This window comes from Nocardiopsis mangrovi (assembly GCF_042653925.1).
In the GTDB taxonomy this organism is placed as follows: Bacteria; Actinomycetota; Actinomycetes; order Streptosporangiales; family Streptosporangiaceae; genus Nocardiopsis_B; species Nocardiopsis_B mangrovi.
In genome coordinates this window covers 1-16121 of sequence record NZ_JBHSFQ010000026.1, presented here as the reverse complement: position 1 = coordinate 16121, position 16121 = coordinate 1, and the positions used below count along the sequence as shown (strand labels likewise).

Sequence of the window (16121 nt, the reverse complement as noted above, 5' to 3'; positions counted from 1 at the left end):
CATCCCCGACAAGGACTCGCTGTCCACGGCGGCGGTCGCGATCTTCCATGAGGCCGGCGGCCGTCCGGGGCCTGCTCGACGGTGATGCTCCCGGCGGCGGTGATCCACGCGTTCATCGCGCCGGAAAGGAAGACTTGGCCGTGAGCGGCGAGGACTTCGAGGTCGTGGTCGATTCGGCGGCGGTGGCCATCGAGGTCGGCAATACCGCGACGATCTTGACGCCGTGGCCCTGTCGACCGCGTAGGGGCGACCTTGCCTGGTCCCCTCCCGCGTGTGTCGCTCGTGGGACCGGGCCGCGGTGAAGGTGACCATGGTCCTGTGCCACGGGACCGGGCATGCGGCCGGCGGCGGCCCGGCCCGGGTGCGGGGCCGGGCGATCGGCACCGTTGCGCGCCTGGCCCCGTCGGCCTGCCCGGGGACGGGCCGGTGCGTCGGAGGTCGGGGAGGGCGGGATGGGGGGCTGGGAGCAGTGGTTCCTGGCCATGCCGGCCGGCGTGGTCTACGTCGTCGCCTTCGCGTTCGTTTTCGCTGAGGCGGCGGTGTTCGCCGGGCTGGTCGTTCCCGGCGAGACGGGACTGCTGGTGGCCGGGGTGGTGGCGGGCCTGGGCCACGCCGACCCTTTCGCGGTGGCGGCTTGCGGGATCGCCGGAGCCGTGGCCGGCGACACCGTCGGCTTCGGGATCGGGCGCCGGCTGGGACCCCGGCTGACGACCGACCGGCTCGGCCGCATGGTCGGCCCGGCCCGTTGGCAACGCGCCCAGGCGTTCGTGCGACGGTATGGGGCCCACGCGGTGTTCCTCGGCCGGTGGGTGGGGTTCGCGCGCGCCCTCGTCCCCGCTCTGGCCGGTGCCACCGGTATGGAGTACCGGCGGTTCCTGGTCTGGAACGCCGTGGGCGGGGCGTTGTGGGCGAGCGCCGTCACCGTGGTCGGGTACCTCGCGGGCGGCTCCTGGCAGCGGGTGCAGCCTGTCTTCGGCGCGGCCGTGGCCCTGGTGCTGCTCGTCGGGGTAGTGGTCGTGGCCACGGTGCTCCTCGCCCGGTGGATCGCCCGCCACCCCGACCGCGTGCTCTCGTGGGCCCGGCGCCAGGCCGGACGCCGGATTGTCCGGGTCGTGCTCACGCGCTACGACCGGCAGGTGCGGTGGCTGGCCCGCAGGTTCGAGCCCCGGACCGTCTTGGGGCTGGAGCTGACCGCGGGCGTGGTGGTGGTCGCGGTGGCGGGATGGGGCTTCGGGGCGGTGGTGCAGGACGTGGTCGTCGGTGAGGAGTCCGTGCGCGGCGACGGGCCCATCCTGCGCTGGCTCGCCGCGCACCGCGACCCCGAGGTGACGTCGGTGCTGGCCCTCGTTCACGGCCTTTCCGGTATCCGGGGGGCCGCGGCCCTGGCCGTGGCCGGGACCCTGCTGAGCCGGTCGGGGCGCAGGGGCCTCCTTCTCACCGTGGGCGCGTGGGCCATCGCGTTGGGCATCGGCCTGGCGGTCGCGGCCCTCATCGGCCGCCCGGCTCCCGCGCCCGCGTACGTGGTGGCGGGGGCCGGACCGCTGGGGACCTTTCCAGCGCTGGGCGTGGCGTGCACGGCCTCCGTCGCCGCGGTCACCGCCTACTTGGGCGGCGCCCGCGCGGTGGCCTGGGCCCGGGCGGTCGCCTGGTGGACGGTCGCCGTGCTGTGGGTGGGGATCTCGGGTGTCGCGGTGGCGTACCTGGGCGCTGGATGGACGACCGACGTCCTCGCGGGGTGGGTACTCGGGGGCTTGGCCGCCGCGACGGTGCTGACCGCGGGACACACGTGGTTCCGGCTGCACCGCGACGAGCCGCCCCACCCGGACGCGGCGTGATCACGGTTTCGGCGGCAGCGTTGTCGTCCGAGACTCTCACCGCGGATCCCAGAAGTCACTGACGCTGCCGCGATCCGTCGACCATTTCCGCACGGGTCGCGTCACGCTGTTGGCTTCGCGACCGCCGGCGCACTCGGCACCGCAACAAGCGCGAGCACAAGTGCGGCTCCCGGGGCGATGAGGCCGGTCCAGGCCCAGTCGGAGGTGTCCGTCCAGATCCAGAAGAGCAGGCGGCCGACCGAGGCGAAGGCGACCGTCGTCGTCCACTTCCATGCTGGTGGTGTGGGTGGTGTGGCGGTGGGGGAACTCCTTGAGGGCGATCTCGGCCGGCTCCTCCACCTGGCCCTGGGGTACACCGTTGACGGCGAAGAGCTCACGCACGGCCGGGGGGACGGTGCGGCCGGTGCCCGTGGCCGGCAGCCGTCCAGCGGGGCGCCCGACCAGGTCGCGGAAGACGTCGCGGTAGACGAGCCGGTCGGCTCCTCCGACCGAGAGCAGGGTGCGGTCGATGTCCCGCAGGACCAGGATGGGCATCAGGGCGTTCTCCGCATCAGCGGGGCGGGCGGGGTCGGTGTCGAAGACGATTGCCGGGTGGGAGCCTCCCGCGTTAGTTCCAGCCGGGCATGGAACGCGCCGGTCTGTGGCCGGTACTCGCAGCGCCATCCGGGGTTGAGGGCTTCGATGGTCGGGGACTGATCGGCTTCGGGCATGCGATGGCGCACCGGTCGATCACCACGGTGGCTCGCGATCGAGTTCGAACCAGACCGTCGTGGTGGCGTTGTCCTCGATCGAACCGCACACCCCAGCGGGTCGCCGCCGCGTCGACGCGGCAGAGGCCCCGGCCGTGTTCGGCGTCGAGGTTGGGCGGCCGCCGGTGCGGAGTGCGGTGGTCGTCGTCTCGGGGCCGGCGTCGGCGACGTGCAGACGTCGGGGGGCCGGAGGACCGCCACGGTGGCGGTCCCGCCGGGACTGCCGGTCAAGGTGTGGTCGAGGGCGTTGGCGAAGGGCTCGCCGGCCGGACCGCAAGGTCGGTGACACACCGGCCGTGGTCGTTGATCAACGAGAAGACCTCCAGCGCGGTGGAGATGCGAACTTCACCAACTGGAGGACTTCATGGCCCACGCTGATGCACGGCCGACCGTCCACGGGCGGATGCTGTTCGTCCAGCGCGTCCGCACCCACGACCGCCCTGTCGCCCACGTCGCCGCCGAGACGGGCGTCTCCCGCCAGTGCTGTCACCGGTGGCCGGCCCGCTACGACACCGAAGGCACAGCCGGACTGGCCGACCGCTCCAGCCGCCCGCACCGCACCTCCTTATCGTCGCGGTCGGCCTCGAAGTCGTGCTTCGGAGCGCGGTACGGTTCCACGGCGTTCCATCGGGGCGGCTCGCCATTGCCGGTGACCGTCTCGTCGGCGTCCGAGCGGTGGTTTCCGCCCTCCACCTGGCCGGTGTGGCGGCGCTGCTGTTCTTGTGGGCGCCGGATCGGGGGCGACCGGGCCGGCCGCCGCGGTTCCGCGGCAGGGGGACCGGCGTCGTTCAGGTCGACCCGGGGATGTACCCCCAGGAAGCGCCGGTATGCCGGGAATATGTGCGCCGGTACCGGCCGTCGCGGGTCCGGCTCTGGGCCGTGTGCGCCCTACCGCGCCCCCGTACACTTCCGTTACCACGATCCGAGGAAATCCATGACCGACGTACCCGAGCCACCGGAGGGCGTGTGGGCCCTCGATCCGGCATCCCCGCTCGCCGGACGCACGGCCGCCGTGTTCCGCGGCGTCGGCGGTGGCGGTGCCAGAGCCGTAGAGCGCCGGTGGCGCATGCCCGGCGGCTCACGTGACCACGGCTCCGTGAGGCACGGCATGGGTATGCGGTGGACGGGACCGGACGGCGCCCCGCGCGTGATCGACGCTGTTCAGGATCCCATTCCCGGTCTGCTGCACGTGCAAAACGTTGTGCCCCGGCCTCTGCGGCCCCCTGGCGCGATCCGCCCGAACGGCACCGCGCGCCCGGGTGGCGCCCCCGCCGGCCCTGGGCGCCGCTGGGACGACATCATTGCATTCGGCGAGAAGGGCGTCATCCGATGACCGGTACCGACAGCGCCACCCTCAGTATCGCACCCCCGCTCACCCTCCTCTACGTCCCCGGAGACCACCCCGACCGCGTGGCCAAGGCGCTGGCCTCCGACGCCGACGTGGTGATCGTGGACCTGGAGGACGCCGTGGCGGCGCCCGCCAAGAACGCGGCCCGCTCCTGGACCGCGGAACTCCTCGACCGCGTGCCGCCCACCCCGGTCCAGGTGCGGATCAACGACCCCCGCACGGACGCGGGGCGCGCCGACATCGTCGCGCTGGCCGGCCGCCCCGGAGTGGTCGACGTCCGGCTGCCCAAGGTCGAGGACCCGGCCACGGTCGCCGAGACGGCCGTCGACCTGCCCGGGGTCCGGCTGCACCTGCTGCTGGAGTCGGCGATCGGCATCGAGCGGGCCTACGAGCTGGCCACCGCGCACCCGGCCGTCTCCGGGATCGCCCTGGGCGAGGTCGACCTGCGCGCCGACCTCGGGATCACCGACGAATCCGGCCTGGTCTGGGCCCGCTCGCGCGCCGTCATCGCCGCCCGCGCGGCGGGGCTGCCCGCCCCGCAGCAGTCGGTCTACACCCGGTTCCGCGACCTGGCCGGACTCGCGGAGTCCTGCCGCCAGGGCCGCGCCCTGGGCTTCGTCGGCCGCACCGCCATCCACCCGGCCCAGCTCCCCGTCATCGCCGACGCCTACCGCCCGTCGGCCGCCGAGATCGCCGCCGCCGAGGCCGTCATGGCCGCCGTGGCCACCGCCGACCGCAACGGAACCCGGGCCCGCACGCTGCCGGACGGCCGCTTCATCGACGCCGCCACCGTGGGATCGGCGAGAAGGACGCTTGCGCTGGCCGACCGGGTGGGGTGAGGGCGCGAGTTCGTGACGGCGGCACCTTGTGGCGATCGGCTATCCGGCGCGGGGCAGCACAGTCGGGTCGACCACCAGCTCGCTGCCGGGGCCGAGCAGGTTCGCGCCGGCGACCTCGCTCGGGACGACCCCGGGAGCGACGATGGTGAGATCGGGGATCCCGGCCACATCTCGAATGTCGACCGGTCCGCGTCCCGAGAGCCACAGGGTGCGCAGACCAGGGATCTCCGCCACGGATCGGGCGGGTCGACGGATGCCGCTGTAGACGATCTCAAGTTCTGCCAGCGCGGACAGCGCGGCCAGGACGTGCACGTTCGCGTCGGCGATCGCTTCCGAGAGGCGGAGCCGGGTGAGCTTCGCCGCCGAGACCAGAGCGCCCAGGTCGGTGGGGTCGCGCGCCACACTTCTGGAATTGATGCAGTCCAGCGACGTCAGGCGATCAGCGACGCTTTCGATTCCGGCCAACGAACCCAGGTGCGGCCAATCGTCCAATGAGAGGCGGCGGACGCCGTGTTCCACGTCCGCTAGCACGCGCAGATCGGTGTGCTCCTCGATCCTGGCCAACACCAGGTGCTGGAGAGGCCGCCCTACGGGCAGAACCCGCGAGAGCGGTGGGAGCGGGAGTTCATCCGCCATGTGCAGGCTGTGCAGCAACGGGAAGGTCGCCAGCGTTTCGACGTCGTGCACCCGCCGCGCACCGCGCAGGATCAGCTGCTCCAGAGGATGGCCGGCCGCGGGTGTGATGGATCCGGTCGTGGTGGCTCCGGCCAGCGACAGCAGGACCACTGTGGGCCGCATCCCCTTGAGCGGTGCGAGGTCGACGTGCCAGGCGTCGTCGCGCTGGGAGTGGAGGGCCAGGACCCGAAGGGCCCCAAGGCCGTGCAGACCGTGCAGGCCGGTAGTGCCGCCTCCGGTGAGCTGGAGAAGGGTGATGTTCGGCATGTACTCCGACACCAGCGGGAACAAGACCGCGGGGCTGATGAACTCGTGGCGGTCGTGCGGCCGGTGCGGAAAAACCTGTTGTGCGAATTCCGCGGACGGGTCGGCGTGCCAGGCGTCCTCAACCGCGTTCCAGGCTCTCCGGTCGTCGAATCGCGCCGCGCGGGCGATGATCGGAATCGACGCCGCACCGCCGATTCCCGAGGCCGTCTCGACGGTGTTGACGGCCTCCGTCGCGTCCCTGATGGGCGTATCCGCCAGGAGGCGCAACGCAGGCTCACCCATCGCGATGAGCGCCGACACCTGCTCATCGGTCCTCGGCGGGAGTATCCCGGCGACCCGGCGCTCCACCTCGTCGCGCAGGCCGGGTGAGAGCAGCGGCGATGTCTCCAAGCAGGCGAACGCGACGGTCAGCAGGAGGTCTCCGTGCGGCCCGTCCTGGTCGGCACGGTCCAGCAGACCGCGGATCAGCTCCTCGCGCTGTTGCGGCCTCGCGTGGCCGGCGGCCATCACCACGACCTCGCGCCACTGGTCGTCGTGGGCGTGGTTCACCAGCATCGGGAGGCTGTCGTCCTCGACGAGCGCCTTGGCGGCCAGGTACTCCTCGAAGGTCCGGTGGATGAAGCTCACCCGGTCCACGGCGGGGCTGGTCAGCAGCCCGCTGCGGACCACCAGGTGGTCGAACACCTCGTCCGGATCACCGCCGGCCCGGTGCAACGACGCCGCGATGTGCTCGATCCGCCGCCGGGCCACGTCGTGGGGAGCGTCCGTGGCGCCGTTCAGGACCAGCCACTTGGCCAGCTCCTGCAACAGCAGGATTTTTTCGGTGCGGGAGAGCCGGGCCCCCTCCACGTGGATCCCGCGCTGCTCGTCGCGCTCCTTGAGGAGCATCGACAGAGCCGCTTCGTACACCTCCATCCGATCCCTCGGAAGGGCGGTGCGCCGGTCCCGGTAGAGCGCGCAGAGGAGCGCGCACAGCAGGGGAGTGGACGCGATGCCGCTCAGGTGGCGTTGGGCGAGGACCTTCTCGGTCAGCTCCCGTTCATAGACGGTGAGACGCTCACGCGCCTCGGCGTCGGCGGTGTCGCTGCGGACCGCCTCGTACCAGGAGCGGATGAAGGCGCTGATGTCCGCGTCGCGCAGCGGTTCCAGCTCCGCGCTGACGAAGTCCTCGCGGGCCAGCCAGTCCTCGCCGGCGGCGGCGGGGCGGGACGTGACCACGAACCGGCAGCGCGGGTAGTCGCGCACGAGGTCGCGCAGCCAGCGGCGGGCGTTCTCGCGCTGCGGCCCGGGGAGTTCGTCCACCCCGTCGACCAGCAGCACAGCCCGCCCCGCATCGAGGACGCGGTGGATCCAGCCTCGCGGTGCCTCGGCCGCGAGGTGCCGGCCGGTGGTGCGGATGAACTCCTCCGGTTCGGGGAGGTCCTGGTCCACATAGCGGCGCAGGGGGATGACGAACGGGATCAGGCCGCGCCACGAGGCGAGTTCATCGGGGAAGTCCTCCCGGCTCGCCCGGACCGCCAGCCAGTGCAGCAGGGTCGTCTTCCCCGCCCCTGCGGGCCCGCGCAGGAAGAGCCGGTCAGCCCCTGACAGGGCCTCCTCGACGCGCTGGACGCCGCCGCGTCGCCGCTCCCAACCGATGGACCGCGAGTCCGCGTCGGTGTCCGCGTCGGCGAACGACGACGGGAACGACACGTTCAAGCTCAGGTAGGCCACTGTGAGCGGATACGCCCGCGTGTGCGCGTCGGTTCCGAACAGCTCCAGCACGTCCCACCGCTCCGCCGCCTTGCGCCGGTAGGCCGTGACGAAGGCCGCCTCGGTGGCATCGGTCGCGTCCTCCTCCGCGCCGGCGCGCGGAAGGCGGTCCAGGATCTCGGCGAGCTGGTCCAGGATGATCCGGTCGCGGCGCAGAAGCTCGGTGAACGCCTCGGCGTGGAAGTCGGGGAGGGTCTTCAGCGTCGCCATGACGTAGGCGCAGCACTCGGGTAGTACGCGGTCGTAGACCCCGACCGCCGCCGAGCCGAGGTCACGGGTGATCCTCGGGGTCCACCGCCGGAGGTGGCGTTCCAGGAACAGCGGGTCGAGGTCCTGCTCGAACAGGGCGCGGTTGTCCAGGTCCGCGCGCTCGAACGTGTCGGCGACCGCCAGAACGGCCGCCTCGCGCTCGTTGTCGGGGAGCCCGCGGAACTCGTGTTCCAGGTGGTCCAGCACCCGCTTCGCGATCTCTTCCTGGAAGTCCTCGAAGCGGCGTTCGAGGCGCCGCCGCTCCAGGACGCCGCTCACCCGTGTCCGGATCAGGTCGGTCACGCTCGCGGTCACGTCGGTGGCGAAGGGGATGTCGCCGATCCACAGTCGGCAGGCGGTGCCCACCACGGCGGCGCCGAGTCGCAGGGCGGGATCGATCACGTGGGACGCCTCCGGGGGGTGGGGTGGCACGATCGGGACCGGCGGTGATTATCCCGTCCCGCGCTGACAACGGGTCGGATGAGCCCCGCGGATGGCCGCCCCCGGCCATCCGCCGTCGTCCCGGGCGCGCCGGATCGTGGCTCGCCGTGCCGGTCGGTCAGGCGGTCGCCTTGACCACGGGGTCGCCGTCGGCCTCTGACGCCGACCCTGGGCCGCCGCGGCCCGGGTAGGAGTCACCGAGGACGTTCTCGCGGCCCCACGCGCCCAGCGGGGCCAAGGCGGCGTTGAGTGAGGCGCCGATCGGGGTCAGGGAGTACTCGACGTGCGGCGGGACCTCGTCGAAGACCTCGCGGTGGACGATGCCGTCGTCCTCCAGCTCCCGCAGGTGGGACGCGAGCACCTTCTCCGTCACGCCCGGGAGCTCCCTCCGCAGCTCGCCGAAGCGGCAGGGGCGCTCATCAAGCGCCCAGAGGATCAGCACCTTCCACTTGCCGCCGATGACGTCCATGGCCGCGTCGATGCCGCACATGTAGGCGCCGGGCCCTCCCGGCCTTCGCACGATCGCCATCCTCCGCTCCCTCCCACCTGGACGCTCACCCCCGGGTAAGCGCCCACTCCAAAGTGCGTACTTGTCGGTCACCGGGCCTGCGACCAGGCTGTTCACCATGACCGATCACAACATCAGCACGACCCCTGTAACGCTCCTCGGGCTCGGTGCCATGGGCACCGCGATGGCCCGCACCTGGCTCGCCGCCGGGTACCCGCTCACCGTATGGAACCGTACCGCCGCCCGCGCCGAACCGCTCGCCGCCGAGGGGGCGAAGGTGGCCGCCACCGCCGCCGAGGCCGTTGCCGCGAGCCGCCTCGTGGTGGTGTGCCTCCTCGACGACGCCTCGGTCGGGGAAGCCCTGGCCGACGCCGATCTCGCGGGCAAGGACGTCGTCAACCTCACGAGCGGCAGCCCCGCCCAGGCCCGCGCCCGCGCCGAATGGGCCCGGGAGCGCGGCGCGCGCTTCCTGGACGGCGGGATCATGGCGATCCCGCCGATGATCGGCGTCCCGGATTCCGGCGGCTACGTCTTCTACAGCGGATCCGGCGAGCTCTTCCAGGAGCACGGCACGGCACTGACCGTTCCGACCGGCGCCACGTACGTCGGCGAGAACCCCGGACACGCCGCCCTGCTCGACGTGGCGCTGCTGAGCGCGATGTACGGCATGTTCGCCGGAGTCGAGCACGCCTTCGCGCTCGTCCGCAAGGAGGAGGGCATCGCGCCCAAGGAGTTCGCGCCCCTGCTCGTGGGCTGGCTCACCGCCATGTCCGGTGCCGTGCACGGAATCGCCGAACAGCTGGAGAGCGGCGACTACACCACGGGGGTCGCGTCCAACCTGGCCATGATCGTCGCGGGTAACCCGACCCTGCTGGCCACCGCCGAGGAGCAGGGGGTCAGCACCGAACTGCTGGCGCCCTACCTGACTCTCATGGAGCGGCTCCTCGCCGAGGGCCACGGGGACGAGGGCACCGCGGGCGTGGTCGACCTGCTCACGCGCTGACCGGCGCCCGCCCGCAGCGGGCCGGGCACCCGTCCGGCCGCCCGGCCCGGCGGCGCGCGGGGTGCGCCCGCACGGGTGGATCGCCCGCCCTCTGCCGTGTGCGCCCGTGGACCGCGGACCCGTCCGGCCCCTCCTCTCCCGCTCTCCCGGCGATCTGTCACATCGGCGGCCTTCGGCCCGTCAGTGCTGTGGCGGACGAACGGGAGAGGATGGGACCGATGGGCGATGACGAACTCCTGGCGGAGCGCTTCGAGGCCCACCGCTCGCATTTGCGGGCGGTGGCCTACCGGATGCTCGGGTCGCTGAGCGAGGCCGACGACGCCGTGCAGGAGGCGTGGCTGCGGCTCAGCCGCTCCGACGCCGACGGCGTCGCCAACCTCGGAGGGTGGCTGACGACGGTCGTCAGCCGGGTCTGCCTGGACATGCTGCGCTCCCGCAGGTCGCGCGGTGAAGAGCCGCTGGGCGTGCACCTGCCGGACCCGATCATCGAAGGGGCGGAGCCGGCCGGGCCCGAGCACGAGGCGCTGCTGGCCGACTCCGTCGGCCTCGCGCTCCTCGTCGTCCTCGAAACCCTCGCCCCGGCCGAGCGGCTGGCGTTCGTCCTGCACGACCTCTTCGGTGTGCCGTTCGACGAGATCGCCGCCATCGTGGACCGCAGCCCCGCTGCGGCACGGCAGCTGGCCAGCCGCGCCCGCCGCCGGGTCCGCGGCGCCGCACCGGTCCCCGACACCGACCTCGCGCGCCAGCGTGAAGTCGTGGACGCCTTCCTCACGGCCACACGCGGCGGTGACTTCGACGCCCTGGTCGCCATCCTCGCCCCCGACGTGGTGGTGCGCACCGACGGCGGAACGCTGATCCCGGGCGAGGTGGTCCGCGGAGCGGAGTCCGTGGCCCGCCGGTCCCTCACCTTCGCCCGGATCGCCGACACCGTGCGTCCCGCCCTGGTCAACGGGGCGGCGGGCGTTGTCGCGTGGTCGGCCGGGCAGCCGATGTCGGTCGTGGCGTTCACGATCACGGACGGCAGGGTCGCCGAACTCGACATCCTCGTCGGCCCCGACCGCCTGAGCCGCCTCGACTTCACGGTCCTCGACGACTGAGACGAACGACGACCGACCACCGACGACCGAGCCGACAGGTCGTCCCGGTCCGCGGCATCGGGACGCGCGGTGGGCCCGGGCCGACGCGCGCGGACGCCCTCACCGAGCGGCCGGCGCGAGCGGGGGAGCGGCGTCGGCCGCTCGGGTCCGGTGGCGGGTGTGGAGGTGGTGGGCGAGGACGGCGACGGGTGCGGCCAGGAAGACGATCTGTTCGGCGGTGCGCGGGATGAGCGGGGTGGCGCCGGGGAGGTCGGCCAGCGCCGCGTAGGCGTTGGCCGGGAACATCACGACCAGGAGCGCGCTGAGCCCGGCGGCGGCCCACGGGGCGGTGCGCGTCCAGAGGATGCCCGCTGCGCCGGCCAGCTCCAGGACGCCGGTGACGGTGATCAGCAGGCCGGGTGCGGGCAGAACCGGCGGGACCATGGCGATCAGCTCCTCCCGCATGTAGACGAAATGCACGGTGCCGGTCAGCAGGAACATGGCCGCGATCCCGCCGCGGACGGCGACCAGCCACGGCCGGAGCCGGCGGACACCGGCGGCCCCCGCCGCGAGGAGGACCAGCGTGACGGAGACGAGGGCGATGAGCGGTTCCACGGGTGATCCCTCCGGAGAACGAAACTAGACAGTGGAAAGATACCTCCGCCGTAGGTGATCTTGTCAAGGGCTAGATTGGGTTACCCTGGGGCGATGAGCACGGGTCGTCCCTACCACCACGGTGATCTGCGGCAGGCGGTGCTGAGCGCGGCCGTCGACGCCATCGCCGAGTCCGGCCCCGCAGGCGTCAGCCTGCGCGACCTCGCCCGCCGCGCCGGCGTCTCGCACGCCGCGCCCGCCCACCACTTCGGCGACAAGGCGGGGCTGCTCACCGCCATCGCTGCCGAGGGGTACGCGATGCTCGCCGACGCCCTGCACGAGGCGCAGGAGCGGACCCGGTCCTATCGGGAGGTGGGGGTGGCCTACGTGCGCTTCGCGGTCGAGCACCGCGCGCATTTCGCGGTCATGTTCCAGCCCGCCCTGTTCGATACCGGCGACGCGGCGGTCGCGGCGGCGCGGGCGAGGGCCGACCGCGCGCTCACCGGGGGAGTGGACGCGATCCTTGGGGAGGGTGCCGACCCGGACCGCCACCTGGCGAGCATCGGCGCGTGGTCGCTCGTCCACGGCTTCGCCACGCTGTGGCTGAACGGATCCCTGGCCTCGCTCGACGAGCGCTTCGGCGACGACAGCGAGGCCGCGGCCCGCGCCGTCGTCGCGAGCCTCTTCCCCGCCTGACGGGCGGGCGGTCGACCGGTCGGCCTCGAACCGGCATCGGTCCGCCATCGGGGCCGTCCCACGGTCGGTCCGCCGCCGAGGCCGACGCCCGCCGGATGCCCCGTGTTCGGTGCCGAGTCCCGCCGGATGCCCCGGCCATCGGGGCCGGCGCCTATCCCCTCCGCGGTCCCGGGGTGAAGGTGACCGGCATCTCCTTGATGCCGTTGACGAAGCTGGAGCGGAGGCGGCGGGGCTCGGCCGACAGGGCGATGTCGGGGGTGCGGTCCAGGAGGGTCTCGAAGAGCACGCGGAGCTCCAGGCGGGCCAGGTGGGAGCCGAGGCAGAAGTGGGGGCCTCCGCCGCCGAAGCCGACGTGTGTGCCGGGCGGGCGGGAGACGTCGAAGACGTCCGGGTCGTCGAACGCCTCGGGGTCGCGGTTGGCGGCGGCGTAGAAGACGATGACCTTGTCGTTCGCCGCGATCGGGTGGCCGCCGATCTCGGTGTCGCGGGTGGCGGTGCGGCGGAACGCGTTGACCGGGGTCACCCAGCGGACGATCTCGTCGGGCATGGTCTCCAGCAGGCTCCGGTCGGCCAGCAGCCGGCGCCACTGGGCCGGATGCCGGGCGAAGGCGAGCATGCCGCCGGAAGCCGCGTTGCGCGTGGTCTCGTTCCCGGCGACCGCGAGGAGCACGACGAACATGCCGAACTCCGCCTGGGTGAGCGACCGGCCCTCCGCGGTCTCCTCCAGCAGCGCCCCCATGATCCCGTCCAGGGGCTCGGACTGGTGCCGGGCCGCCAGCTCCATCGCGTAGCCGAAGAGGGCGCTCGCGCCGTCGGCACCCGCGTACTCCGGGTCGTCCGCGCCGATCGCCTGGTTGGACCAGGTGAAGATGTCGTCGCGGTCCGCGTCGGGCGCGCCCATCAGCTCGCAGATGACGTGCAGCGGCAGCGGGGCGGCGAGGTCGCGGACGAAGTCGGCGCCGCCCTGCTCGATGACGCGGTCGACCATCTCATGGCAGATCGCGCGGATGCGGTCCTCCAGCCGCGCGATCATCCGCGGGGTGAACCCCCGGTTGACCAGGGATCGGGTGCGCGTGTGCAGGGGCGGGTCCTGGCTCAGCATGATCATCTGGTTGGTGGCCAGGCCCTCCGGTGTCAGCTCGTTGAGGAGCGCGCTGCGCCGCTGCGAGGAGAACACCTCGGGGGCACGTGACACCGCCACCACATCGGCGTAGCGGGTGACCGCCCAGAAGCCCGGCCCCTCGGGGTCGGGGTGCCAGTGGACGGGGGAGTTCTCGCGCAACCAGGTGAGCTGCGCGAACGGGATGCCGCCGCGCTCGTATACGGAGGGGTCGTAAACGTCGATCCGAGGGGCCACGTTCTCACACCTTCGCGATCCGGGACGGGAAGAAGGAGGGGAAGAACGTGTTCTATCTTCCCCGACTTCCCCGTCCGCACACGGGATCCCGCGCGGATGCGGTGACGGGGGGCGTCCGCCCGCGCTCACCGTCCCGTCCGTCCCGGGAAGGAGCGCGGGCGACGCCCGCGCCGCGCCCCCGCACTCGGGGCGGGAACAGGATGGCCGGGCCCCGCCGGCCCCTACCGCGGGCCGGCGGCGGGGATCACGGACGCCTCGCCGAACACCCACGGGTCGGCCTCGCACTCGGCGATGAAGTCGCCGGGGAAGCCCCGATCGAACTCCGCCGCCGACTCCAGCCGCCGGACCGCCTCCCCGGGTAGGTCGACGTCGACCGACCCCAGGTTCTCGGTGAGCTGTCCGACGTTGCGCGCGCCGATGATCGGGTGCACGGCGGCGGACCGGGCACGGATCCAGGCGAGCGCCACCTGGGCCGGCGTCGCGCCCGCCTCGCCCGCGACCTCCCGCACGGCGCGGGCGACGGCGTGGTCGCGGGGCGTGAGCGAGGCGGGATCGACGCGGCCCTCCCCGCTCGCGTCTCCCTGACCGGTGAACCTCCCGGAGAGCACGCCCCCGGCCAGCGGCCCCCACGCGGCCACGCTCATCCCGAACGCCTCGGCCATGGGCAGCAGCTCCCGCTCGACGTCGCGCTTGAGCAGGTTGTAGGGCACCTGCACGCCGGCGAACGGCGTCCAGCCCCGCCATTCCGCCAGGGTGTTGGCGCGGCTGACCACCCAGGCCGGGGCGTCGGAGAACCCGGCGTAGAGGATCTTCCCGGCGCGCACGGCGTCGTCGAGGGCCCGCACGGTCTCCTCGACCGGGGTGTGGCGGTCCCACACGTGCACCCAGTACAGGTCGATGTAGTCGGTGCGCAGCCGCCGCAGGCTGCGCTCCAGCGACAGGGCGAGGTTCTTGCGGTGGTTGCCGCCGGCGTTCGGGTCCTCCTGGTCGCGGGAGACCGTGTACTTGGTGGAGACGACGAAGCGGTCCCTGCGCCCGGTGAGGAGCTCACCGAGGACGTTCTCGCTCTCGCCGTAGGCCGATGCGGTGTCCAGGACGTTGCCGCCGGCATCGGCGTAGGCGTCCAGGACGGCCCGGTGCTCCCGCAGGCCGTCGCCGCCCTCGTAGAAGCCCATGGTGCCCAGGAACAGCTCGGACACCCGGAGTCCGGTGCGGCCCAGCGGTCGGTAGCGCAATGAAGGATCCCCCTCTGGAAGGCCGGTGTCCACGGAACCGCGGCGGGTCGGTTCGGTGGCAAGGGGCGGTTGCGCCCCTCGGTGAGGACTCTGCCGCGGCGGAGCGTGCGGAGGGAGGCCGCGGCGAGACCATCCCTCTCAGGGCCACCCTCGCGGGGGGCCGGCGGGCGCCCGTAGACTCCCGCCATGGGCGACAACGACCTGGGCGCGTTCCTGCGCGCGCGGCGGGAGGCCGTCGCACCCGCCGACGTCGGGCTGCCCGGCGGTCCGCGCCGGCGCACACCCGGCCTGCGCCGCGCCGAGCTGGCCATGGTCGCCGGGATCAGCGTCGAGTACCTCACCCGTCTGGAGCAGGGGCGCGACCGCCGTCCGTCACCCGAGATCATCGGCGCCCTCGCCGACGCCCTCGGCCTCGCCGCCGAAGAACGGGTCCACCTGTACCGCCTGACCAAAGTGGGCGGCGGCTTCACCTGCCAGGCCGCCGCGCCCCCGGACCGCACGGTGCGGCCCACTGTTCGGGCGCTGCTGGACCGGCTCGAACCCGCCCCGGCGCTGGTCGCCAACGCGCTGGGCGAGCTGACGGCGTTCACCGCCGGTTTCGAGCGCCTCGCCGGGCCGCTCGGGCTGCTGGACGGCCGGCCGCCGAGCCTCACGCGGTTCGTCTTCACCGACGACCGGGCCCGCGCGGCCTTCCCGGACTGGGACCGCATCGCCGACGAGCGGGCCGCCGACCTCAGGGCGGCGGCGTCCCTCGGCGACACGCGCGCCGCGACGCTCGCCGACGAGTTGTCCGTTGTCGCCGGGCCCCGTTTCAGCGCCCGCTACGCGTCCCCGGCCGCGCTCCCCGGGCGCACCGGCGTCGAGCGGTGGTCCCATCCCCGTGTGGGGGAGGTGGCGCTGGCCTACGAGACCCTCGACCTCTCCGGACCCGCCGAGCAGCGCCTGACCGTCTACCTTCCGGCCGACGGCGCGGCGGAGAGCGCGCTCGACCTCCTGGCCGCGGAACGGGTCGGCTGACCTCCGGCTCCCGGCGGCGGACAACGGAAAACGAGGAGGCGGGCGGCGATGTGCCGCCCGCCTCCTCGTATGCCCGCGCACGCGCCCGGTCGGGGGCGTGCGGGCTCAGGCGGTGCCGTGCCTCGCGGCCGGCCCGTGCCGTGTGCGCTCAGGTTCCGGTGCCGTCGGTGTCCTTCCCGGAAGCAGGGACCGGCGCGTCGGTGCCGCTCATGTCCTTGGCCTGGACGTGGCGGGTTTTGTAGAGGCTGGCGATGGTGGTGATGACGAGGGTGGCGACGATGACGACGAGGGAGAGGGTGGTGGGGATTTCGGGGACGGGCAGGGTGGTGGTCTCGTGGACGGCGTGGAGGATCAGTTTGACGCCGATGAAGCCGAGGATGACGGCGAGGCCGTGGCTGAGGTAGACGAGTTTGTCGATGAGGCCGCCGATGAGGAAGTAGAGCTGGCGTAGGCCCATGAGGGCGAAGGCGTTGGCGGTGA

13 protein-coding genes and 1 pseudogene are annotated in these 16121 nt (G+C 73.1%); 7 read left to right on the top strand and 7 right to left on the bottom strand.

The genetic code is table 11. From position 1 onward, the window contains the following. Positions 1-452: 452 nt before the first annotated feature. Positions 453-1835, top strand: coding sequence for a VTT domain-containing protein (locus tag ACFO4E_RS22210; protein ID WP_378577827.1), 1383 nt, complete (start codon positions 453-455; stop codon positions 1833-1835). 36 nt (positions 1836-1871) lie between these two features. On the opposite strand, the gene ACFO4E_RS22205 is transcribed toward ACFO4E_RS22210, so the two are convergent. Then, positions 1872-2369: a hypothetical protein gene (locus tag ACFO4E_RS22205; RefSeq protein WP_378577825.1), complete on the bottom strand. Its 498-nt coding sequence runs from the start codon at positions 2367-2369 to the stop codon at positions 1872-1874. A gap of 579 nt (positions 2370-2948) precedes the next feature. On the opposite strand from ACFO4E_RS22205, the pseudogene ACFO4E_RS22200 reads away from it, so the two are divergent. Then, positions 2949-3149: pseudogene (locus tag ACFO4E_RS22200) on the top strand (leucine zipper domain-containing protein); the annotation flags it as partial. A gap of 764 nt (positions 3150-3913) precedes the next feature. Further along, positions 3914-4771: an HpcH/HpaI aldolase/citrate lyase family protein gene (locus ACFO4E_RS22195; protein ID WP_378577823.1), complete on the top strand. Its 858-nt coding sequence runs from the start codon at positions 3914-3916 to the stop codon at positions 4769-4771. Positions 4772-4810: 39 nt separating this feature from the next. On the opposite strand, the gene ACFO4E_RS22190 is transcribed toward ACFO4E_RS22195, so the two are convergent. Together ACFO4E_RS22190 and ACFO4E_RS22185 are read right to left on the bottom strand one after the other, a co-directional pair. After that, entirely contained in the window at positions 4811-8116 is a 3306-nt protein-coding gene (locus ACFO4E_RS22190; RefSeq protein ID WP_378577821.1) for an NACHT domain-containing protein, read from the bottom strand. A gap of 157 nt (positions 8117-8273) precedes the next feature. Further along, positions 8274-8684, bottom strand: coding sequence for a winged helix-turn-helix transcriptional regulator (locus ACFO4E_RS22185; protein ID WP_378577819.1), 411 nt, complete (start codon positions 8682-8684; stop codon positions 8274-8276). Positions 8685-8781: 97 nt separating this feature from the next. Between ACFO4E_RS22185 and ACFO4E_RS22180 the strand changes: the two genes are divergently transcribed. Both ACFO4E_RS22180 and sigJ read left to right on the top strand, forming a co-directional pair. Beyond that, positions 8782-9666, top strand: coding sequence for an NAD(P)-dependent oxidoreductase (locus tag ACFO4E_RS22180; RefSeq protein ID WP_378577817.1), 885 nt, complete (start codon positions 8782-8784; stop codon positions 9664-9666). Between the two features lie 218 nt (positions 9667-9884). After that, positions 9885-10763, top strand: coding sequence for an RNA polymerase sigma factor SigJ (gene sigJ / locus ACFO4E_RS22175; protein WP_378577815.1), 879 nt, complete (start codon positions 9885-9887; stop codon positions 10761-10763). A gap of 99 nt (positions 10764-10862) precedes the next feature. On the opposite strand, the gene ACFO4E_RS22170 is transcribed toward sigJ, so the two are convergent. Further along, positions 10863-11357 carry a DoxX family protein gene (locus ACFO4E_RS22170; protein WP_378577813.1) on the bottom strand — a complete coding sequence of 165 codons (495 nt, stop codon included), beginning with the start codon at positions 11355-11357 and terminating at the stop codon, positions 10863-10865. A 93-nt stretch (positions 11358-11450) separates the two neighbouring features. Here ACFO4E_RS22170 and ACFO4E_RS22165 point away from each other — a divergent pair, with 93 nt between their 5' ends. Continuing rightward, positions 11451-12032, top strand: a complete 582-nt coding sequence (locus ACFO4E_RS22165) for a TetR/AcrR family transcriptional regulator (protein ID WP_378577811.1) — start codon at positions 11451-11453, stop codon at positions 12030-12032. Between the two features lie 151 nt (positions 12033-12183). Here ACFO4E_RS22165 and ACFO4E_RS22160 read toward each other — a convergent pair whose 3' ends face one another. Next, positions 12184-13389, bottom strand: coding sequence for a cytochrome P450 (locus tag ACFO4E_RS22160; RefSeq protein WP_378577809.1), 1206 nt, complete (start codon positions 13387-13389; stop codon positions 12184-12186). Between the two features lie 221 nt (positions 13390-13610). After that, on the bottom strand, positions 13611-14624 hold the full coding sequence (locus ACFO4E_RS22155; RefSeq protein ID WP_378577807.1) for an aldo/keto reductase: 1014 nt from the start codon (positions 14622-14624) through the stop codon (positions 13611-13613). A gap of 186 nt (positions 14625-14810) precedes the next feature. Here ACFO4E_RS22155 and ACFO4E_RS22150 point away from each other — a divergent pair, with 186 nt between their 5' ends. Next, positions 14811-15641 carry an MmyB family transcriptional regulator gene (locus ACFO4E_RS22150; RefSeq protein ID WP_378577805.1) on the top strand — a complete coding sequence of 277 codons (831 nt, stop codon included), beginning with the start codon at positions 14811-14813 and terminating at the stop codon, positions 15639-15641. 148 nt (positions 15642-15789) lie between these two features. On the opposite strand, the gene ACFO4E_RS22145 is transcribed toward ACFO4E_RS22150, so the two are convergent. Beyond that, positions 15790-16121 (bottom strand): TerC family protein (locus tag ACFO4E_RS22145; protein WP_417618872.1); only part of this gene is annotated, 332 nt, incomplete at its 5' end.